Source organism: Staphylococcus sp. FSL W8-1268 (assembly GCF_038003965.1).
In the GTDB taxonomy this organism is placed as follows: domain Bacteria; phylum Bacillota; class Bacilli; order Staphylococcales; family Staphylococcaceae; genus Staphylococcus; species Staphylococcus hominis.
Genome location: NZ_JBBOQE010000001.1, coordinates 715,247 through 738,262, shown reverse-complemented (window position 1 = coordinate 738,262; position 23,016 = coordinate 715,247). Strand labels below are relative to the sequence as shown.

The following is a 23,016-nucleotide window of genomic DNA, read 5'->3' as shown; positions in this document are numbered from 1 at the left end:
GTAAGTAAAGATTTGCGTCGCAAAACTTGAAAAAATTGATTAAGTCTTCGATCGATTAGTATTCGTCAGCTCCACGTGTCACCACGCTTCCACCTCGAACCTATTAACCTCATCATCTCTGAGGGATCTTATAACCGAAGTTGGGAAATCTCATCTTGAGGGGGGCTTCATGCTTAGATGCTTTCAGCACTTATCCCGTCCATACATAGCTACCCAGCTATGCCGTTGGCACGACAACTGGTACACCAGAGGTATGTCCATCCCGGTCCTCTCGTACTAAGGACAGCTCCTCTCAAATTTCCTACGCCCACGACGGATAGGGACCGAACTGTCTCACGACGTTCTGAACCCAGCTCGCGTACCGCTTTAATGGGCGAACAGCCCAACCCTTGGGACCGACTACAGCCCCAGGATGCGATGAGCCGACATCGAGGTGCCAAACCTCCCCGTCGATGTGAACTCTTGGGGGAGATAAGCCTGTTATCCCCGGGGTAGCTTTTATCCGTTGAGCGATGGCCCTTCCATGCGGAACCACCGGATCACTAAGTCCGTCTTTCGACCCTGCTCGACTTGTAGGTCTCGCAGTCAAGCTCCCTTATGCCTTTACACTCTATGAATGATTTCCAACCATTCTGAGGGAACCTTTGAGCGCCTCCGTTACCTTTTAGGAGGCGACCGCCCCAGTCAAACTGCCCGCCTGACACTGTCTCCCACCACGATAAGTGGTGCGGGTTAGAAAGCCAACACAGCTAGGGTAGTATCCCACCAACGCCTCCACGTAAGCTAGCGCTCACGTTTCAAAGGCTCCTACCTATCCTGTACAAGCTGTGCCGAATTTCAATATCAGGCTACAGTAAAGCTCCACGGGGTCTTTCCGTCCTGTCGCGGGTAACCTGCATCTTCACAGGTACTATGATTTCACCGAGTCTCTCGTTGAGACAGTGCCCAAATCGTTACGCCTTTCGTGCGGGTCGGAACTTACCCGACAAGGAATTTCGCTACCTTAGGACCGTTATAGTTACGGCCGCCGTTTACTGGGGCTTCGATTCGTAGCTTCGCAGAAGCTAACCACTCCTCTTAACCTTCCAGCACCGGGCAGGCGTCAGCCCCTATACATCACCTTACGGTTTAGCAGAGACCTGTGTTTTTGATAAACAGTCGCTTGGGCCTATTCACTGCGGCTCTTCTGGGCTTGCACCCTAAAGAGCACCCCTTCTCCCGAAGTTACGGGGTCATTTTGCCGAGTTCCTTAACGAGAGTTCGCTCGCTCACCTTAGAATTCTCATCTTGACTACCTGTGTCGGTTTGCGGTACGGGCACCTAATCTCTATCTAGAGGCTTTTCTCGGCAGTGTGAAATCAACGACTCGAGGAAACAATTTCCTCTCCCCATCACAGCTCAATCTTAAGAGTGCCGGATTTGCCTAACACTCAATCTCACTGCTTAGACGTACAATCCAATCGTACGCTTCGCCTATCCTACTGCGTCCCCCCATCGATTAAAACGATTATAGGTGGTACAGGAATATCAACCTGTTATCCATCGCCTACGCCTGTCGGCCTCAGCTTAGGACCCGACTAACCCAGAGCGGACGAGCCTTCCTCTGGAAACCTTAGTCAATCGGTGGACGGGATTCTCACCCGTCTTTCGCTACTCACACCGGCATTCTCACTTCTAAGCGCTCCACATGTCCTTGCGATCATGCTTCAACGCCCTTAGAACGCTCTCCTACCATTGTCCAAAGGACAATCCACAGCTTCGGTAATATGTTTAGCCCCGGTACATTTTCGGCGCAGTGTCACTCGACTAGTGAGCTATTACGCACTCTTTAAATGATGGCTGCTTCTAAGCCAACATCCTAGTTGTCTGGGCAACGCCACATCCTTTTCCACTTAACATATATTTTGGGACCTTAGCTGGTGGTCTGGGCTGTTTCCCTTTCGAACACGGACCTTATCACCCATGTTCTGACTCCCAAGTTAAATTAATTGGCATTCGGAGTTTGTCTGAATTCGGTAACCCGAGAGGGGCCCCTCGTCCAAACAGTGCTCTACCTCCAATAATCATCACTTGAGGCTAGCCCTAAAGCTATTTCGGAGAGAACCAGCTATCTCCAAGTTCGATTGGAATTTCTCCGCTACCCACAGTTCATCCGCTCACTTTTCAACGTAAGTCGGTTCGGTCCTCCATTCAGTGTTACCTGAACTTCAACCTGACCATGGGTAGATCACCTGGTTTCGGGTCTACGACCAAATACTACACGCCCTATTCAGACTCGCTTTCGCTACGGCTCCACATTTTCTGCTTAACCTTGCATCAGATCGTAACTCGCCGGTTCATTCTACAAAAGGCACGCCATCACCCATTAACGGGCTCTGACTACTTGTAAGCACACGGTTTCAAGTTCTCTTTCACTCCCCTTCCGGGGTACTTTTCACCTTTCCCTCACGGTACTGGTTCACTATCGGTCACTAGAGAGTATTTAGCCTTAGGAGATGGTCCTCCCAGATTCCGACGGAATTTCACGTGCTCCGTCGTACTCAGGATCCACTCAAGAGAGAATATATTTTCAACTACAGGATTATTACCTTCTTTGATTCAACTTTCCAGATGATTCGTTTAATATATTCCTTTGTAACTCCGTATAGAGTGTCCTACAACCCCAATAAGCAAGCTTATTGGTTTGGGCTCTTCCCGTTTCGCTCGCCGCTACTCAGGGAATCGAATTTTCTTTCTCTTCCTCCGGGTACTAAGATGTTTCAGTTCTCCGGGTCTGCCTTCTGACAAGCTATGAATTCACTTGTCGATAACACAACATAACTTGTGCTGGGTTTCCCCATTCGGAAATCTCTGGATCAACGCTTACTTACAGCTACCCAAAGCATATCGTCGTTAGTAACGTCCTTCATCGGCTTCTAGTGCCAAGGCATCCACCGTGCGCCCTTAATAACTTAATCTAATATAGTTATTAATCTGTGAGTGTTCTTTCGAACACTAGCGATTATTTTTTATGAATTCAAGCTTATTTAAAACTCTATTCACTCGGTTTTGCTTGGTAAAATCTATTTACTTACTTATCTAGTTTTCAATGTACAATGTCATTAATTAATAATCACATCTAAGTATTATAACAAAATATAATAGTAAATGCAATATTTAATTAAATATGAATGTTTTAACATAAACATTCAAAACTGAATACAATATGTCACGTTATTCCGTATCATCTCTACGAGATGTTCCGAATATATCCTTAGAAAGGAGGTGATCCAGCCGCACCTTCCGATACGGCTACCTTGTTACGACTTCACCCCAATCATTTGTCCCACCTTCGACGGCTAGCTCCAAATGGTTACTCCACCGGCTTCGGGTGTTACAAACTCTCGTGGTGTGACGGGCGGTGTGTACAAGACCCGGGAACGTATTCACCGTAGCATGCTGATCTACGATTACTAGCGATTCCAGCTTCATGTAGTCGAGTTGCAGACTACAATCCGAACTGAGAACAACTTTATGGGATTTGCTTGACCTCGCGGTTTCGCTGCCCTTTGTATTGTCCATTGTAGCACGTGTGTAGCCCAAATCATAAGGGGCATGATGATTTGACGTCATCCCCACCTTCCTCCGGTTTGTCACCGGCAGTCAACTTAGAGTGCCCAACTTAATGATGGCAACTAAGCTTAAGGGTTGCGCTCGTTGCGGGACTTAACCCAACATCTCACGACACGAGCTGACGACAACCATGCACCACCTGTCACTTTGTCCCCCGAAGGGGAAACTTCTATCTCTAGAAGGGTCAAAGGATGTCAAGATTTGGTAAGGTTCTTCGCGTTGCTTCGAATTAAACCACATGCTCCACCGCTTGTGCGGGTCCCCGTCAATTCCTTTGAGTTTCAACCTTGCGGTCGTACTCCCCAGGCGGAGTGCTTAATGCGTTAGCTGCAGCACTAAGGGGCGGAAACCCCCTAACACTTAGCACTCATCGTTTACGGCGTGGACTACCAGGGTATCTAATCCTGTTTGATCCCCACGCTTTCGCACATCAGCGTCAGTTACAGACCAGAAAGTCGCCTTCGCCACTGGTGTTCCTCCATATCTCTGCGCATTTCACCGCTACACATGGAATTCCACTTTCCTCTTCTGCACTCAAGTTTTCCAGTTTCCAATGACCCTCCACGGTTGAGCCGTGGGCTTTCACATCAGACTTAAAAAACCGCCTACGCGCGCTTTACGCCCAATAATTCCGGATAACGCTTGCCACCTACGTATTACCGCGGCTGCTGGCACGTAGTTAGCCGTGGCTTTCTGATTAGGTACCGTCAAGACGTGCACAGTTACTTACACGTTTGTTCTTCCCTAATAACAGAGTTTTACGATCCGAAGACCTTCATCACTCACGCGGCGTTGCTCCGTCAGGCTTTCGCCCATTGCGGAAGATTCCCTACTGCTGCCTCCCGTAGGAGTCTGGACCGTGTCTCAGTTCCAGTGTGGCCGATCACCCTCTCAGGTCGGCTACGTATCGTTGCCTTGGTAAGCCGTTACCTTACCAACTAGCTAATACGGCGCAGGTCCATCTATAAGTGATAGCAGAGCCATCTTTCACTATCGAACCATGCGGTTCGAAATATTATCCGGTATTAGCTCCGGTTTCCCGAAGTTATCCCAGTCTTATAGGTAGGTTACCCACGTGTTACTCACCCGTCCGCCGCTAACGTCAAAGGAGCAAGCTCCTCGTCTGTTCGCTCGACTTGCATGTATTAGGCACGCCGCCAGCGTTCATCCTGAGCCAGGATCAAACTCTCCATAAAAATTTATGATGTTTGATTAGCTCATCATACTAAATAGTGTTTGTAACATTTAAGTTACTTTATTGGAATTAACGTTGACATATTGTCATTCAGTTTTCAATGTTCATTTAAAATGTAATCTATCAAATTATATCAATTTCAATTTCGAAAGTCAATAACTAATTTTGATTACTTTTAATATTTTATATCGTTTTCCAAGATTTCGCAATGGTAAATTTTACACCGAATTTACATTTTTTAAAATGTATTAACATTTCTTGAAAACGACTTTTATATCTTATCAAACAATTCATTTAGTGTCAACAAATTATTTTAATAATTTTATTTTTGTTTTAAGCAATTCTTTTAACTTGCTCACAAAAAAATATTCTATCAGAATTTTTATATTTTGCAATAGAAAAAGCGCTCGAAATGATATTTTTTTCGAGCACTTTTACACTAATTTTTATTTATTATTTTATTGTTGCAGCAATTACTTTTTGCGCAATTGTTTTATAGATTTTTCCTAATCGATCTTCTTCTTGATAAATAGATGGTGAAAAGTCATTAGGATTCCAAGAAGGTTGTTCAAGAGGTAGTTCTCCTAACAATTGGGTATTTAGCTCGTCCGCAAGTTTACGTCCTCCACCTTTACCAAATACATACTCTTTTTTTCCAGTTTCTTTACTTTCGAAATAACTCATATTTTCAATAACACCTAAAATAGAATGCTCTGTATGCTTAGCCATAGCTCCAGCTCTTGCTGCTACAAATGCTGCTGTTGGATGTGGTGTGGTTACTATTATTTCTTTACTACTTGGTAACATTGAATGAACGTCAAGAGCTACATCCCCTGTTCCAGGAGGTAAATCAAGTAATAAGTAATCTAACTCTCCCCATTTAACTTCAACAAAGAAATTCGTCAACATTTTTCCTAACATAGGACCACGCCAAATAACTGGTGCATTTTCTTCAACGAAAAATGCCATTGAAATCACTTTAACACCATGACGTTCTACAGGAATAATCTCTTTTCCTTGAACACCAGGCTTTTCATCTATACCCATCATATCTGGAACACTAAAACCATAAATGTCAGCATCTATGAGTCCTACTCTTTTACCTTCTCTTGCTAATGCTACTGCTAAGTTTACGGCTATAGTTGATTTTCCTACTCCCCCTTTACCAGAAGCAATTGCAATAAACTCCACTGGATTATTCTGTGACAATAATCCCTCAATTGTCTTAGGTTTTTCTTTTTCTTTTCCTGTATATTTTTCCACAACTTCAGCAGGTAGTTCCTCAAAACGAATGCCCACTGTATTTGCACCATTTTCTTTTAAAGCTTTAACCACTGACATTTGCAAATCAAGCTGTGGTTGTCCACCTAATTGAGCCATAGCAACTTTAACACTTACATGTTGAATTTCTTCTTTTATTTTTACTTCTACAATTCCCTTTGTTTCTTTTAAAGGCACATTAATAATTGGATCTTTTAAGTTTCCCACTATTTTTTCCACTTGTTCTACCGTTAACAACTCATTATCCCCCTTAAGTTTCTTTATATTCATATTTTAACAAATTTACTTACAATCTGTGCTGAATTTATCAAGAATTTATAACTTATATCTACTTCTTATCATTCAAGTCTTCGCTATCTGGATAAAAAATCATTTTACATAAATATAGTATTCCAATAATTAATGCAATAACCCAAAATTCAATTTTAATATATACGTAATGAATATGAATAACAAAATAGAATAGGATAGTCGTAATTACATATGAAATTAAATGAAATAGTGTTCCATTAAAATATGGATTATTAGGTAATTGTTTTCTAAAGTAATCCATTAAATGCTCAATAGCAAATAGCAAAAAGTATCCAAATACTATATAGCTACCGTAATATACTAAATTGCTGAATAAATCCCTATTGTATGTAAAAAATCCTAATTTTAAAAAAATAAGAATTCGACTTAATCCAAATAACCCAAATCCTAAAAATATTAAAAATATACAACCTGATAGAATAAAAATAATAAGAATAAGAAGAGCCGGAAAGATACCGTTAAATTTTTGATTAGAAAATTTCATTCCTCTCTTTCCTCCTCTTTTCATCAATAATACTTTATAATGATACTTTATCATTTATATATAGTAACTTAAAATTATTATTTTATACTTTCTTTATTCTCTTTAAATAAAAATACCCACATTAAAATTAATATAAGCGTAACAATTGTGATTACAGTTAATATATTATAAAAGTTACCTCCTAATAAACCAAATTGAAGTGCATATAATGACCCCATCAATGTAGATCCTATAGATGATCCTAAATTTTTAGTTAATGCATAGAATGACATCATTTTTTTCATATATTTAGGACTTGTTTCTTCTTGCACAATTACACTGTCTTTAGTATAAACGAAACCAAAACTCAATCCTGCAAGAATCACAGCTCCCGCAATAATAAGAGGAATATGAAGTCCAAATACTAAAATCATATTACTTAAAATTAATGATATGAAAGCTCCGATATATAATTTTTTTCTTGAAAATTTTGATTCTACCTTAGCTAAATTGAAGTTTAAAGCTAACCATGCAACAGAAAGTGGAAATATAACTAATCCACTTTGTATTGGAGATAATTTTAAATAATCTTGTAAATAAACAGGTATATATAAGTTATACCCCATTAGACATATTGCTATAAGTAAATCAGTTATAAATACCAGTGAAATTGATTTATTAAATTCACTTATTGGTAAAAAAGGCATATTTTTTTTATTTTCATATTTGAATAAAACGAATAATATAACTATTGCTAGTATAAATGCAATAATATTAAAAGTAACACCTGTTTTATTTAATAAACTAAACATAAGAAGTCCGATAAATATATAAAACAAAGATAATCCTTTTGCATCAAAGTGTATGTGTTGTACTTCCGCTTCTTCTGGAAAATGAAAAGTAAGAAAAGCTAAAACAATAGCTATCAATGCTATGGGTATGTTGATATAAAACAACCAATGCCATGTTGCAACTTCTAATATTCCACCACCTAATAACGGTCCAAGAATACTTGAAATTCCCCAGACACTTCCAACGATGCCCATTATTTTGTAACGAAGCGGAATTTCAAATGCTAGTTTTGGTACAATTTGAGTCAAAGACATCATAACTCCTGCGCCAAGTCCCTGTATGACTCTTGAAATAATTAACATTGTAAACGTTTCACTCATACCTGACATAAAACTTCCAATACCAAATAATAGTATGCCGACTACAGCTATATATAGAATCTTAAATCTTGTGAGAAGTTCACCCACAATAGGATTTGCTACAACAAGTGCTATAAAATAAACGGTAAAGACTAATGGCACTGCTGTACCAGCATTCAAATCTTTACGAATGGTAGGCAATGCTAGTGAAATAATTGAACTTTCAATTGCTGCCATAAACATTGTTAAAACCAAAGTCACTACAATACCTATTGATTTTAATTTCATCTTTGCCCTCCTATGTATTTAAAAAGTTCATAATATAGAATATTCTTAATTATATTCGTAAACAACTTTAATGTATTATTAAAAAAAGAAAAAACAGGGTAGAATTCTTTTTGAATTCATAGTCCTGTTTCTAAATAAGCACTTAATAAACTAAGTTATTCTCAATGATATAACCTTTCAGCTAGGTCTACATAAAATATACGATTCCTATAAAATGAAAGAGTGATGCGATAACAATAAAAATATGCCATATCATATGAAAATATGGACGGTTTTTTTGTGCATAAAACCATGCTCCAATGGTATAAGAAAGACCACCTAATACGATAAATAAAATAAATAACCAAGATGTTCTAATAATAATCACAGGTAAAAATATAATGCCAACCCATCCCATAACTAAATATACGATTAAGCTTAATTTGGGATTTACATGAGTTGAAATTGACTTATATAGAATACCCCATATTGTTGTTCCCCATAATAACAAAAAGACCAGCCATCCTAACCAACCTCCAACAACTGTTAGTAAGACAGGTGTATACGTTCCAGAAATTGCTACATATATCATACTATGGTCAATAATTCTTAATATATACTTATGCGATGTATTATTTTTCATTGAATGATATACAGTAGAAGAAATAAACATCATGAAAATACTAATAACAAAGATAGAAACACTAATAGAACTTAGTGTTCCATACTCATTATAACTATGTACTGCTACATAAGGCAGTAAAAATAAAGTCATTAGTGCAGCAACACCATGTGAAGTTGCATTACCAATTTCCTCGCCAAAAGATAGTGGAATGATGTCTTTAAATGATTCAATTACATTATCTTTTGTATGCTGAGATGATTTAGACATCGTATTCCACCATCCTTTAAATTACATTCATTCGTTTTAAATCATCAGTTGCAGTTTCTACACTGTCTTTTCCCTCTTTATTTTTCAAAGGTGAAAATTCTTCTTTTCTTGGAACTTGTAATGTAATAAAGCTATTCGCATATCGGAAAATATCAAAATAAAATAGTTCAAATTTTAAAGCTGTTTTTTCAATTAAACCAAAGTCATCATCCAGTTGTTTCAATTTTTTAATGGCTAAATGATATGGTAAATCATTATTTACCGCTTGATTTATAAACGATAACTTAAATGCATGAATGCCAATATTTGCATTATCAAATGTATTCGCTACATTTTCATCAAGTTCTGAGTATTCAAGTACAGTATCTTTATTATCTTTACTAACTAATCGTCCGACACTTTCACCCTTTTTAGGTTGAATAGATTTAGATGTGATATCTTTATCATTTACTACTGTAAACCCTACAAATACAGGATCAAGAACCTTTACTAACACATTATCAATATTATTTAAGAAAATGAACTTTACGCCATCTTTCTCCATTTTATCTAAATAACCATAATGCTCTAGCGATTTAAATATCCCGCCATTACCATTAGGTGTTTCCATAATATAGCCTTTTTCATTAAAAATAAGTCTACCATTTTCACTTAGAGCCACAATGTTGTCTTGTTTAAAAAAGTGAATACGTTCTGGGTTATAACCAAAATAATCATGGTTTTCAAAATAACGTAATGTTTCCTCATGATTAATATCACTAGTCATAATATACCAATTAATACAATGTCCTGTTTCATTTTTTAGATGCAATAGTTGTCTTGCTTGAAGTTCAAATAAGCTTATACCTTCAATTTCAAAAGAACCTTTAGGTCCCTTATAACCTAAACGTGTGCCCTGACCACCAGCCATAAGAACAACAGCAAATTCTCCATTTCTTATTGCTTCTATTCCTTTATGTTCATAATATTCACGATCTTGCTCCGTGAATGCTTCCTTAATTTTATAATCAACTTCAGAAACTGCAGTAACATCTGTAATTGTTTTACGATTAACATATAAACTTTGATAAAGTTCTTGAATAAATTCTAAATCTAATGAGTTCACTTTTTCATCTAATTGTTCTTTTTCATTACTACTCATCATTTTCTCATATTCAATTAAATGTTCTTGATTGTATTTTTCTAATTTACTTTGATCTAGCATTACTAACTCTCCTTATAGATAGTTCGTGTCATTCAAATATATTTATCATATTAATTATAAATTTGATATTAAGACAAGAAAGATGATCCATCATATTCATTGATATCATCCGGACAATGAATGGCTCACATATTTCAAGATTTCATTTATAAACTCTTGAAATATTATGTATATTGCTCCAATACTAAAAGCTGTTGATAAAGATGCATCTAAAAAACCACCAGTTTTGAAAGTAAAAGGAAACTTAATCGATAAAGGTATTGGATAAAGTAACTTTACCCCTCTAGGTGTCAACATATCTAGTATAACATGAGAAGCCATTGCACCGATAATAGTAACTAAATAATAAGTCGGAGTTTGAATTAAAATAAGTAAAAAACCTATCATACCTAAAAATAACAATGAATGCGTAAATGTTCGATGTCCGAAGATAGTACTAACGAGCAAACTAAGAATTTTAAATTGTCTTCCAATCTTACTTCTTGTATGACAAATATCTGGAAGTAAACTTCCTGATATTGCTAAACAAATTACTGTTACAGTAGAAAATAGATCTGTATGATAATGGTCAACTGTTATTGCTCCTACAAGCAAACCAGCAGCTACATGCGTTTTTCCTGTCATTTATCTTCTCCTTTATTAAAAATATATTAACATAAATAGCCTTAAAATACGAACATATTTTCGGTATATAGATACCTTTCTTTAAACGTTTATTTTTCTTATTTATTACAAGTATTTTATTTGATATATCTTTGAATTTGTATATTATTAAAATAAATAAGTAAGGAGGTCTGACTATGTTTGTTGTTACAAATCGTATTACTGTAAAAAAAGGATTTGCTGAAAAAATGGCACCACGTTTCACTAAAGGTGGTAAGATTGAACAACTAGAAGGTTTCAGAAAAATTGAAGTTTGGCAAATTGATAATACTAATGATACTGAAAATATGTATGTTAATACATGGTGGGACAGTGAAGAAAACTTCAAAGCTTGGACCCAAAGTGATGCGTTTAAAGAAGCGCATAAAAATACTGGAAAATCTTCAACAGAAGATTCACCAGTATTAACAAGTGAAATTGTAAAAGCAAACGTACTATCAACTTTAGAATAGAAAAAAGAAGCAGGAAGGAATTGGAATTGCATTCATCAATCCTTACTCTGCTTCTTTTTTTATAGTAATAAATGTGCCATTAAAGCAATAATTGGTAATGTGATTGCAGTTCTGATTAAAAATATCATAAATAATTTTCCGAGACTGACCGGGATTTTAGAACCTAAAATCACACCGCCCACTTCAGATAGATAAATTAATTGAGATATACTTAAAGCACCAATCACAAATCGTGTCAATTCACTGTGTACCGTCGCTATTAAGATAGAAGGTAAAAACATATCTGCAAAACCAATAAGTAAAGTTTCAGACGCTTTTGCAGCTTCAGGAATTTGAAGTAATTGTAATATAGGAATAAATGGTTTTCCTATGATTTCAAATACTGGTGTATAATTTGCTATTATCGTGGCAATAGTCCCTATACTCATCACTACTGGTAAAATAACAAACCACATATCAATTACCGTTTTAATTCCCGTTTTAAAAAATTCTTTAACTCCTGGTGCTTTTAGCCCTACAATTGTAGCTTCATCAAAACCATGAGCTAATGCAGTTTTTCCTTCTGGAAGTTTTTCAAGTCGTGTACTTTCAGATACTTCTTTCGTAAAATCATCGGGAATTTGATTTAGTGGCCATATTCTTGGCATGATTATCGCTGCAACTAAGCAAGAAACGATCACTGTTAAATAAAATACAAAAAACTTTTGTTGTAATCCAATAGTTTGAGCAATAACAATAGCAAATGTGATCGATACAACACTAAAAGTTGTAGAAATTACTATTGATTCTCTTTTTGAATAAATACCTTTTTCATATTGACGACTTGTAATAAGCACGCCTACTGTTCCATCTCCTATAAATGAGGCTAAATTATCAACTGCTGATCGTCCTGGTAAAGTAAATAATGGTCTCATGATTGGTCTAAACAATGGTCCTAAAAATTCTAATAAACCGTATTCCATTAATAAAGGTAAAAATAAGGCAGCAAAAAGAAATACTGCTACTAATGTAGGTAATAAGTCATTAAATACTAATCCACCCGTATCTTCTGAATAGATCACTTTACTTCCAATTTTAAAATAAGTCATCCAGGCAAATACAACTGCAAGTACTCTTAGTATCATCCACACTGGGCCAACTTGAAATGCATTCGCGATAAGACCACCTGGTTTTACTTTATCCTTTAAAATTGTTGAAAATAAAATAGTCAAAATAGTCGATAACGTAATGATTGTAATAATGAGAATTGACATTGCAGGTCCTAATAAATCTTTTAACCAATTTGCCAAAAATGCCACTGGTAATGTTGTTTGTTTCTCCCCATCTTGTACAATTGGAATGGGTATTAAAAATAAAATAATACCAATGATTGACATCGATATAAATTTTATTCTTCCTTTTATTTTCTCCTGTTTGTTATAATTCTCCAATATTCACCCTTCTTTCTATTTGTATAGGTAATTGTATTTATTCATTTGTTTTGTATTTTCATCGAAATTAACGCCTATTAATTATATAAATATAACTTTATATGTATTTTTATAAACAATATGTACTTTACTATATCTTATTTTCAAATAACTTGCAATATACAAAAGTTTAAAATTTCACAAAAAATGTGAGATCGTATTCACTGTGAATACGATCTCACTCTTTAATATTTAAATTCTTCTAAGTAACAATAAAAAGTATGGAACACCAACAATGGCAATAACTACGCCTACTGGTATATCAAGTGGCGGATGAATACCTCTTGCTAATCCATCACTAAATAAAATGAGGATTGCTCCAATTAAACCAGACATCATTACGACGTGAACATGACGATATCCGACGATTTTTCGAGCTATGTGTGGCGCAATCAATCCAAGAAAACTGATTCCTCCAACTATTGAAATAGATGATCCTGCTAACATCACTGATAAAATCAACAGTATCATTTTAATACGTTTTATTCGTGTACCTAATGCTATCGCTATTGAATCTCCTAGGTTTAAGATATCGAGTTGATGACTTAAAGCAATGACGATTGGAATCGTAATAATAAACCAAGGTAAAATTGAATATACATTTTCTATCGTATGACCATAAAGACTACCTGTTAACCATATAAGCGCATTATTTGCATCCATGGGATTTCGTATTAGTAAAAATTGTACAATTGCTGTACATATAGCACCAATTGCTAAGCCAATTAATGCCAAGGTAGATCCTTTAATATTAAATTGAGATATTAAAAAAGATAAAATTAAACTGATTATTAATGCACCAACAAATGAACCCATAGGTAAAATGATTAAAGGAGCATTGGGAAAAACCATAATAATTATAATCGCTGCTAAACTTGCACCTTTAGTCATTCCAATAACATCTGGAGAAGCGAGAGGATTTTTTACTACCCCTTGTATGATTGTTCCTGAAATAGCTAAACTACTTCCTACTATTAATCCTAAAAGTGTTCTAGGTATACGATATTCATTTAGAATAAAATCATCTTGTATCAATAAACTATTTATTACTTTAACGGGATTATACATTGTTGCGCCGACGCATAAGCTAATAAATATACTTATGATTAATATCGTAACGACAAGTGCATAACGAATAGCTAATGAGTGGTGTGTCATATTCGTTTCACTCTCCTTAAAGTAATAAATAAGAAATAAAATGCTCCTATAAATGAAGTAACAATTCCAACTGGTGATTCATAGGGATATGTAATTAAACGACTCAATGTATCAGATAATAACAATAAATTTGCGCCAACTATAAATGTTAACGGAATTAAAATGAAGTAATTATGCGGTGCATAACGTTTTACTATATGTGGCACGATTAATCCTATAAATCCAATAGGTCCTACAATAGAGACAGATGTCCCAGCAAATATAATAACAAGTAATCCGATAATGATTCTTATCACTTCAGTTTTTTGACCTAAACTTTTGGCTAGTGTATCACCTAATTCCATTATTGTAAGTTGTCTTGCAAATGCAATTAGTATGATAAGTCCCATAAGAATCCAAGGACAAATTATCATTACATCTTTCCATTTCATTCCATTTAAAGAGCCAACTAACCAAAACATAACAGTAGAATTAGAATCTTCATTAAGTAAAATAATACCTTGTGTAAGACTACTAAAAAACAAATGTACTGCCATTCCTGCTAAAGCTAATTTCACTGGTGTTATTTTTTTCGTAGAACCAGATAATAAATACACAGTTAACCCACCAATAAATGCCCCAATAAACGCTAAATAGGTTGCATAGTTTCCCATCGTAGGCATTAATACTGTCACTAATACGATAATAAATGAAGCACCCGCATTTACCCCAAATATTTGCGGAGATGCTAATGGATTTCTAGTTATAGATTGCATGAGTAAACCAGCCAGAGCTAAGGCACCTCCCACAAGTATGGCAACAATCATCCTTGGCATTCTAACACTTTGAATGATAAACGTCTGCTTGTTTTCAATTGAAGTAAAAAAGTAATGATACATATCTTTAGTTTGAATATTTAAAGTTCCAGTGGCTAAATTAAGATAAACAAAAATAACAAGAAGGCAAACACTCACTGAAAAGGTGAGTGTCATACGCTTCTTGATTGATCTTTTATTAGCAGAAAGACGATTACTTTTTTGTATAGTCATTGTCAATCCATCCTATTTATTTCTATCTTTTTTTGAGATTTCTACGATTTCTTTAGCCATTTCTTCTGAAGAGATTAAACCACGTGCGCGGGCCCATGTATCACGATCAACCACATCTATTTTATGATTTTTAACTGCATCAAGTTTGTTCCAAATAGGATCTTTTTTCAATTCTTGATAAGAAGGTTCATTAGAACTTGCACCATTTGTCATAATAAACATGCGTTCTGGATTGATTTCAGATAATGTTTCTGAATTGAGTTGTAAATAAGGTCCTTGTAAATATTTACTTAATCCTTTCGTCACATCTTTATTTAATGCTTCTTTAAAACCTAATTCACCTAATAACTGTCCCACATAAGATTCACTTGGATGCGCTAGTAACCCAGACTTAGAAGCTACAGCTGGAAGTACTTTTTCATTTTTATCAAATTGAATCTCTTGTTTATATTGAGCTATTTTTTTCTTATGTTCGTCTAAACGTTTTTTACCCTGTTTCTCTTTATTAAGAGATTTAGCTATAACTTTAAACGCTCCGATATTTTCATTATAGTCGCCGTCGAAGCTTTTTAATTCTATTGTTGGAGCAATTTTACTTAATTCCTTATAAATTCCTTTATGTCGATTACTGTCAGCAATAATTAAATCAGGTTTTAATTTACTTATTTCTTCTAAATTTGGTTGTTTACGCGTACCAACAGATGTATAATTTCCAATTTTATCTCTTAACGGTTTAATCATTCTATTCTTTTTATTATCGTCTGCTATTCCTACAGGCTTAACATCCAAAGCTACTAATGCATCAACAAATGAAAATTCTAAAGCTACTACTCTCTTAGCATCTTTAGGTACTTTAGTTGTTCCTAAATCATGTTTAATCTCAATAATATCTTTAGATGACGAAATTTGATTAGATGAATTTGAACCATTGTTACTTACCTTTCCACATGCAGTTGTTAATACTAAAATCAGTAATATTGAAATAATTCCAAAAATTGTTGTTCTTTTCATGATGACACTCCTTAATATGTATTGAGGTATATCTTCATTTTATTGATAACGATTATCATTGTCAATAAAATATAAAAATAAAGATTGGCACAGAATTTATTTTGAATTCGTTGGCCCATCACGAAAACGTTGACTGCCAACGCCAACGCATAAAGAAATCTGAGACACTATTGATGTCTCAGATTCTATATAATGCGTTATTTGTTGTTGATATATTTTGATTGATTCAAATTGTTAATACGTTGAGAAATAGTATGTTCTTCACTATAATATTTTTCCATTCTCTGATGATACATTAGTTGTGATAGCGCTTCGTATTCTAATGAAAATGGTATGCAATCTCCTACTTTATAGTTAATTTCTTCTTTTAAATCTATCATTAAATGATCACTTGAAGCACCCATAATTTCTATTCGATGATTGAGTGGTTTTATTTTTTCAATCACAGTATCAATATATCCCACATCTACAATAGCTTGTAAGTAACTTTCTTTTGTCTTCGTATACCTAGGTTTAATTTCAATAATTTCCGCTTCAAGTAATATTGCATTTTGAAATAACTCGGGTATATTTTGATTAGTAGTTGTATCCACACCACGAAATAATGTTTCTCCTATTCTCAACTCATTAATACATCCTAAATCATATTGTTTTAATAATGGAAGCATACTTGAGTTACCTCCAGAAATAACTTCAAATGATACTCCTGTTTCGTATTGTACATGATGAACAAATTGATTTATTTCGTCGATATCATTTAATGTTGGAGCTTTAGACTTAAAACACATGAAATTAAATGCAAGACCTAAAAGTTTTATATTATTCATTCGTTTTATTTCATGAATATATTCAACTATATCATAAGGTAATACACCTTCACGTTGATCTTTCCAATCGACCATCAATATAACTTGATGTTGATTACTCATTTCATTTGCAATATGATTTAACTGATGTATTGTTGCCATTTCTGTTTGAATACTTACGTAACTCTTTTTAATCAAATCTTCATACTGATGCTTTAAAGGAGATCTCAAAAGTAAAAATTGACAATCTTTTGTAAATTGCTGAGGAATATTTTCTAGTCGAGATTCTGCAAAGTAGTTAAATCCTACTTTCATTAATCGTTTAATGATATGTTCATCTCCAGCAATACTTTTTATCACAGGTATCATGGCTATATTTTTGCTGTCAAACAACATTTTTAATACATGTGCATTATATTCAATCTTTGATAAATTGATTACAATACGAGACACTTAATTCACCTCTCTTTTTATTGGATTATCTAAACTAATATTCAGATATTTTTTCACTTTCTTTTTCATTCTCATTTTCAACAATGCTTTTACTGTAATTGTAGGTCCAAATAAAACTTTTCTTAATGTATCTGCATGAGGCTTAGTATCATTAATTGCTACTTCTATTTCTTCTTGAATTATATTAAAAAGTTCTTCTTCTTTTATAAATTCATACTTTTTAAAATGAAAAATTAATTCTGCTAGTTGATTTTGAACGACTGCGTGTTGAAATTTCATAATGACTTCTTCAATTGAGTCTGCAAGTAAACTTTTATTTTCCACTTCTATATGCTTTAATCTTTGACTTAGGGTTTTAATATCTATTCGAGAGCCACCGAGATCTCGCACTATAAATTGTATTTGATACTTTGGTCCTAAATGCACTAGTGTATTTTGCATATGTGCTTCTAAAGCTATACCATAATCTTGTATTAAAGCTAATAAAGGTGTTACCAGCTGACGAGTATAATTTCGCATAAACTGATGAATGGTATGTTGATTGATATCATCATTAATCCATTTAAGGTAACTATCTACTGTGATTTCATTATCTACTACATTTTTATTTACTAATGCACCTGTAACTAATAAAATACCATCATCTTTTGTAAAAGGTTTTTCACGAATAATACAAGCAAGTTGTCTAGCATCGTCACTGTCTGTTTTAGCAAATAAACCATAGGGCTCAAGTGCAACATCTAATTGTGTATACTGATTTAATTCACGATGTAATGCTTGACTTAATTTGGGTCCATCAATTGTTGTTTCTGGGGACACTGTTCTAACTGCACTAGTAGCTTGAACATTGACTGGTAATTTCACATGATAAGGATGATTGATTAGCGACATTGTTCTAAAAGAAGATGTTGCTTTAGATGGAACCTGAAATGGAGTAGATATCAAAATATAATCTTGTAGCCACTCCTTATATTTATTACGAATAGTATGTTCATATTGCCATGGGTGAACTAAAATGACTTTATAGTCTTTAAGCAAACGTTCTCTATCATTCATGAATGTATGTAATTCGTCAATATATTCAGGAATAACCTCATTTAAAATGAACTGAGAATGATCAAGAATGGTTGTAACAGTTACATACTCATTATGTATTAGCATCACTTTCAAATTAATAATCTTTTCAAATTCTGGCGAATAGGTTCTCACTTCTTCCATTGATAAAGGTAATTTTGTTTTAGTAAGTGGATGTGTAGGATGACCTTCAAATATTAAGCTTTCAGAATATAGTACGTCATCTATATCATTATCTTTTTTCAACTTTTCTAGCCAAGTAAAAAAATTTAAACGTTCTGAGGCATTTATATACTTATCATGTCTTTGAAGATACTCATGACGTGTATCGAATGCTTTATATACTTCAATGAAACTATCTCTGCTATGAATAAGTTCACTTTTTAAATGAAATGGTATATCAATATGAAAGTCTGTTACTAGTATGTCTAATAGTTTTTCTAAACTATCCACTGATTCTTTATGTTGATGATTCATATATATTATCGGCCCATCAAATTCATATCGAGATAATGCACTTTCATATTTATAATGAATGTTTAGAAGCACTTGTTCGAACTCAATCGTTATATAATGATTTTCTTTAAAAATGGTAGTTGAATGAGTCCATATATTTTCCTTTATTAGAGCATTTAACACTCTATATTGCATATTTCTATCTGCATGCTTCCACTCGTTTAACATTTTTAAATCCTCCGCCTTATCATTCGTTTTCATAATTAAGTTTAACTAGTTTAATAATTATAAATTTAATTAAGGGTACTAGCAATGACATGAACTTAGAATTTATTAAAATATTGTGTCTTAAATTTAAACTATCTTTTAAAAAGGTTTAATTTTAGAGTTAGATATTATACAAACTATTTATAATTTTGTAGAATGTGGATGAGGTGTTATATGAATCAAAATACAACCATTAATAATCATAACTTACAACTTACTAATGAAGAATATGATGTTTATACATATTTAAATGAATTTTATCCTGATTTAATCGTTCATTTTAAACAATATATTTTAATAGGTAGAGATAAAATTTCTCAACGTCTTATTACATCTTTATATCGTGAAAACTTAATACACGCTAAAGATAATAGTCAGATTATTAGACCTACCAAATTAACCGTCTCTATGTTTTCTAAAGATAAAGACGTATTATGTATTCATTTTCCAAAATCAAATATCGATATTTACAGTCAAATAAAAGGTAGATATGCCTTCGACCGGGTAGATGTGGAAGGCCCCTTTTATATCTTAAAACATCGTAATCACGAATATGAAAGAATCCAACATCCAAATGATATTCTAGATTTAATTTTAGCTGAAGCGCCAAAGCTTGATAACGCTGCTAGTGAACAATTTAGAGAAGATTTAAATAATAGTGCTGCTAATATGATTCTGGCACTAAGTTATCAAGCTAAACATATGCATTCAAACTACGAATCCTTATGGGAATTGATTGCAAAAAGTGGCGATAGTTATTTACGTTCGGAACAATCAGTTATAGAAGGTCATCCTCTTCATCCAGGCGCAAAGCTTCGTAAAGGGATGAGCGGTAAAGAGAATTTTCATTATAGTTCAGAATACGGTCAAGAAATTCAATTAAAATGTGTATTCATACACAATAGTATAGCGAATGTTCAATCCTTATCTTCAACCTATAATGATATACTTCACCAATCTTTTCATAAATTATTTACTCACCTTTTAAATAAATATAATGATATAAGAATTGAAGATTATCATTTAATGGTGGTCCATCCTTGGCAATTCGAGCATATTTTACTTAGTCAGTATCAACAAGAACTAGATGAACAACTTATTATTCCTATTGATATGACCTTACCTTATTATGCTGGCTTGTCATTCAGAACATTAATGCCAAAATATCCTAAACTATTTCCGCACATTAAACTTTCTACAAATGTTCATATTACTGGAGAAATACGGACGCTTTCTGAACAAACAACGTATAATGGACCTTTAGTTACTAAAATTGTGAATGATATTTTAAAAAACGACCCTGATTTTCAACCTTATCGCATAGAAACATTAGATGAAATTGCTGGCATTCATTTTTATAATTCTAAAGATCATTCAACAATCCAAACTGAACGTAGTGAACAACTGGGAACATTATTTAGAGAAAATATTTATACATTAATCGAAGAAGATACAATACCTGTCATACCTTCTAGTCTGGTTGCTTATTATCCAAACAATACTGAACCGCCAATTGAAAGCTTAATAAAACGATATCAACATACACATCAATTTAAGACATTTGAAAAAGCGGCTTATACATGGATTCAAGATTATGCGACTCAATTATTAGGAATAGTTATTCCACTATATGTAAAATATGGAATCGCACTAGAGGCACACTTACAAAATTCTATTGCTACATTTAATCAAGATGGTAGTTTAAGTAAAATCTATATTCGAGATTTCGAAGGATTACGTATTGATGAAACTCAATTAAACCAAATGGGGTATAAAACATCACATTTCCATAAGAAATCTAGAATTCTTACTCAATCTACTACATCTGTTTTTAATAAAGTATTCTATTCAACTGTTCAAAATCATCTAGCTGAATTAATATTAACAATTACTGAAAAAGTAGAAAATATGGATTTTGAAAAAATAATGTGGCATCATATCAGTCATATTATTCAAGATATATTAGCTAAGTTGACTGACGTTGATACAGGACGTATGCAAAAGATTACTCATACTTTATTTGCTGCAACAATTGATTATAAGTGTGTAACCACTATGCGTTTAGAAGATGAAGCACATCATTACACTTATATTAAAGTTAATAATCCACTACATTAAAATTAAGAAGCGGAATAACATTCAATTTGAATGTTATTCCGTCTCTTGTTAAAAAATGATATTAACCATAAAAAGACCTTGGAACATTCCAAGGTCTTTTTTCAATAAACTTATTGTAAATCTGATCTTTCGAAATTATTATTGTTGTTATTATTGTTATTGTTGTTGTTATTTTTTTGGTTTTTTTGGGCCCATTCTTTTTTAGTCATTACGTCGTCAACTTGCATGTTAACTTCAACAACATCTAAACCAGTAATGTATTTAACTTGTTCTTTAACTAAGTCAGTTACTTTACGGAAGATTTTTGGAGCTGATTCACCGTATTCTAAGATGACTTTTAAGTCTACAGCCGCTTGTTTTTCACCAACTTCAACAGAAACACCTTGTGTTACGTTGTTACCGCTTGAGAATGCGCTAGAAATACTGTCAGTGAATCCGCCTTTCATATCTAAGATACCTCTTACTTCACGAGCAGCGATACCAGCAATTTTTTCGATAACTTCATCAGAGAACGTTAATTTATTTTCAAAATGTTGTTGATTATTTTGACGTTCTTCTCTGTATTGTTGTGCTTGTTCTTGACGTTCTTCTCTTTCTTTTTCATTTACTCCAGTTTGGTTATTATACGCTTGTTTAGCTTTGTTATTATCTACAGCCATGTGAATTCTCCTTTTTAAATAAAATTTAATTTTTAATACTTAATTTTTTAATTTATATGAATTCTTAAATAATGAATGTTAACTCCATCGATTTAAGAAGTTCATGAAATCTTGTGTACGGTCTTTCATATACCCAACGCCAATTCCGATTAAACATAAAACAATAATTAAAATTGTTTTCCAGAACCCTAAAGTCAGGAATAAGATTGCAATAATTAAGAATGCAAAGAAACCTATAATTCGCCATTTATACGACTTTAGGAAGTCGATAATTTGTTGAGTAGAATCTTGACTATTTTGATTATTATCAGCCATGTTATCCCTCCCTTATAGTACGCGTTGTCCGGCAGATTTTTGATCTCTAACATTAATTTCTAATTTTCTAACAGGCATTTCAGTAAAATGCTCAACATTATGTTTAATGTCAGATCTAATGCTCTCAGTTAATGATTTTACTTGCACATCATTAGGCACTAAGAAATCAGCTTTAATGTCAATGTAAGAATTGTTTTTCTTATTGTAAAGTTTAGTAACCACGTTTGGTTGTCTGATTTCATCGTATTTAGTTAATGTATCGTATGCAGACTTTTCGACTGCTTTACGTGATACATAAATATGTCCATCATTATAGTCTTTATAAAGACCTGGTTTTCTATATGTTGGTTTAAAGATGCTAAATACCAATATAATACCAATTAATACGAGTAAAGCAGATAAACCAATTAATAATGGTTGGAACCAATTGAATTGTAAGAAATAGTCTTGATAACGCTTAATACGACTATCATCTATGTACATAAACAATAAGAAACCAACAATCGCAACTATTAATAGGCCAAGGATAAAGTTTTTAAATCTATGCACCTCTAAACACACCTCCTTAGTCATTGTTGAAATTATTTAATTATAAAATTTAAGTACCCTTTAAAAATTTTTTAAAACGTTAACATTAAAATTTTTTATTTAATTTTTTAAAATTTATTAAAGTTTACCTTCTAGATTAAATATTCCCAAATTTAACACAA

17 protein-coding genes and 2 rRNA genes are annotated in these 23,016 nt (G+C 33.6%); 2 read left to right on the top strand and 17 right to left on the bottom strand.

The genetic code is table 11. The features are described from left to right. Positions 1–35: 35 nt before the first annotated feature. The 8 genes from NST64_RS03695 to NST64_RS03660 all read right to left on the bottom strand — a co-directional run bounded on the left by NST64_RS03695 (position 36) and on the right by NST64_RS03660 (position 11,001). Positions 36–2,957, bottom strand: a 23S ribosomal RNA gene (locus NST64_RS03695). A gap of 300 nt (positions 2,958–3,257) precedes the next feature. Next, positions 3,258–4,808: ribosomal RNA gene (locus tag NST64_RS03690) — 16S ribosomal RNA — on the bottom strand. Together the 16S and 23S rRNA genes form the textbook arrangement of a ribosomal RNA operon. Before the next feature lie 452 nt (positions 4,809–5,260). Then, positions 5,261–6,325 (bottom strand): Mrp/NBP35 family ATP-binding protein, encoded by a 1,065-nt coding sequence (locus NST64_RS03685; protein WP_002448502.1) that lies wholly within the window; start codon positions 6,323–6,325, stop codon positions 5,261–5,263. Positions 6,326–6,416: 91 nt separating this feature from the next. Beyond that, complete coding sequence (locus tag NST64_RS03680) at positions 6,417–6,884, bottom strand: SepA family multidrug efflux transporter (RefSeq protein ID WP_002448546.1); 468 nt, start codon at positions 6,882–6,884, stop codon at positions 6,417–6,419. Positions 6,885–6,961: 77 nt separating this feature from the next. Next, positions 6,962–8,302, bottom strand: coding sequence for a multidrug efflux MFS transporter SdrM (sdrM, locus tag NST64_RS03675; protein ID WP_145442179.1), 1,341 nt, complete (start codon positions 8,300–8,302; stop codon positions 6,962–6,964). A gap of 187 nt (positions 8,303–8,489) precedes the next feature. Beyond that, positions 8,490–9,173 (bottom strand): PAQR family membrane homeostasis protein TrhA, encoded by a 684-nt coding sequence (gene trhA, locus NST64_RS03670; protein ID WP_002448539.1) that lies wholly within the window; start codon positions 9,171–9,173, stop codon positions 8,490–8,492. A gap of 16 nt (positions 9,174–9,189) precedes the next feature. Further along, entirely contained in the window at positions 9,190–10,377 is a 1,188-nt protein-coding gene (locus NST64_RS03665; protein WP_107632489.1) for a UTP--glucose-1-phosphate uridylyltransferase, read from the bottom strand. 105 nt (positions 10,378–10,482) lie between these two features. After that, on the bottom strand, positions 10,483–11,001 hold the full coding sequence (locus NST64_RS03660) for a metal-dependent hydrolase (protein WP_002448517.1): 519 nt from the start codon (positions 10,999–11,001) through the stop codon (positions 10,483–10,485). A 176-nt stretch (positions 11,002–11,177) separates the two neighbouring features. On the opposite strand from NST64_RS03660, the gene NST64_RS03655 reads away from it, so the two are divergent. Then, a complete protein-coding gene (locus NST64_RS03655; protein ID WP_107632488.1) occupies positions 11,178–11,492 on the top strand; it encodes a heme oxygenase in 315 nt (104 codons plus the stop codon). Between the two features lie 59 nt (positions 11,493–11,551). On the opposite strand, the gene NST64_RS03650 is transcribed toward NST64_RS03655, so the two are convergent. From NST64_RS03650 to NST64_RS03625, 6 genes are all read right to left on the bottom strand, one after another. Then, complete coding sequence (locus tag NST64_RS03650) at positions 11,552–12,868, bottom strand: YjiH family protein (RefSeq protein ID WP_423229176.1); 1,317 nt, start codon at positions 12,866–12,868, stop codon at positions 11,552–11,554. A 285-nt stretch (positions 12,869–13,153) separates the two neighbouring features. Continuing rightward, entirely contained in the window at positions 13,154–14,119 is a 966-nt protein-coding gene (locus NST64_RS03645; RefSeq protein ID WP_017175371.1) for a FecCD family ABC transporter permease, read from the bottom strand. Next, complete coding sequence (locus NST64_RS03640) at positions 14,116–15,147, bottom strand: FecCD family ABC transporter permease (RefSeq protein ID WP_017175372.1); 1,032 nt, start codon at positions 15,145–15,147, stop codon at positions 14,116–14,118. Before NST64_RS03640 ends, NST64_RS03645 begins: the two co-directional genes overlap by 4 nt. Positions 15,148–15,159: 12 nt before the next feature. After that, positions 15,160–16,158, bottom strand: a complete 999-nt coding sequence (locus NST64_RS03635) for an ABC transporter substrate-binding protein (protein WP_107632484.1) — start codon at positions 16,156–16,158, stop codon at positions 15,160–15,162. Positions 16,159–16,355: 197 nt separating this feature from the next. Beyond that, positions 16,356–17,417, bottom strand: coding sequence for an alanine racemase (locus NST64_RS03630; protein WP_107632485.1), 1,062 nt, complete (start codon positions 17,415–17,417; stop codon positions 16,356–16,358). After that, positions 17,418–19,175: an IucA/IucC family protein gene (locus NST64_RS03625; protein WP_107632486.1), complete on the bottom strand. Its 1,758-nt coding sequence runs from the start codon at positions 19,173–19,175 to the stop codon at positions 17,418–17,420. A gap of 213 nt (positions 19,176–19,388) precedes the next feature. Between NST64_RS03625 and NST64_RS03620 the strand changes: the two genes are divergently transcribed. Beyond that, positions 19,389–21,332: an IucA/IucC family protein gene (locus tag NST64_RS03620; protein ID WP_077700602.1), complete on the top strand. Its 1,944-nt coding sequence runs from the start codon at positions 19,389–19,391 to the stop codon at positions 21,330–21,332. 110 nt (positions 21,333–21,442) lie between these two features. On the opposite strand, the gene NST64_RS03615 is transcribed toward NST64_RS03620, so the two are convergent. From NST64_RS03615 to amaP, 3 genes are all read right to left on the bottom strand, one after another. Next, positions 21,443–21,991 carry an Asp23/Gls24 family envelope stress response protein gene (locus NST64_RS03615; protein WP_002448598.1) on the bottom strand — a complete coding sequence of 183 codons (549 nt, stop codon included), beginning with the start codon at positions 21,989–21,991 and terminating at the stop codon, positions 21,443–21,445. 78 nt (positions 21,992–22,069) lie between these two features. Further along, the gene (locus NST64_RS03610) at positions 22,070–22,306 is read right to left on the bottom strand and encodes a DUF2273 domain-containing protein (protein WP_002448488.1); all 237 of its coding nucleotides are present in this window, start codon (positions 22,304–22,306) and stop codon (positions 22,070–22,072) included. Between the two features lie 12 nt (positions 22,307–22,318). Further along, a complete protein-coding gene (gene amaP, locus NST64_RS03605) occupies positions 22,319–22,855 on the bottom strand; it encodes an alkaline shock response membrane anchor protein AmaP (protein WP_002448415.1) in 537 nt (178 codons plus the stop codon). Between the last annotated feature and the right edge of the window lie 161 nt (positions 22,856–23,016).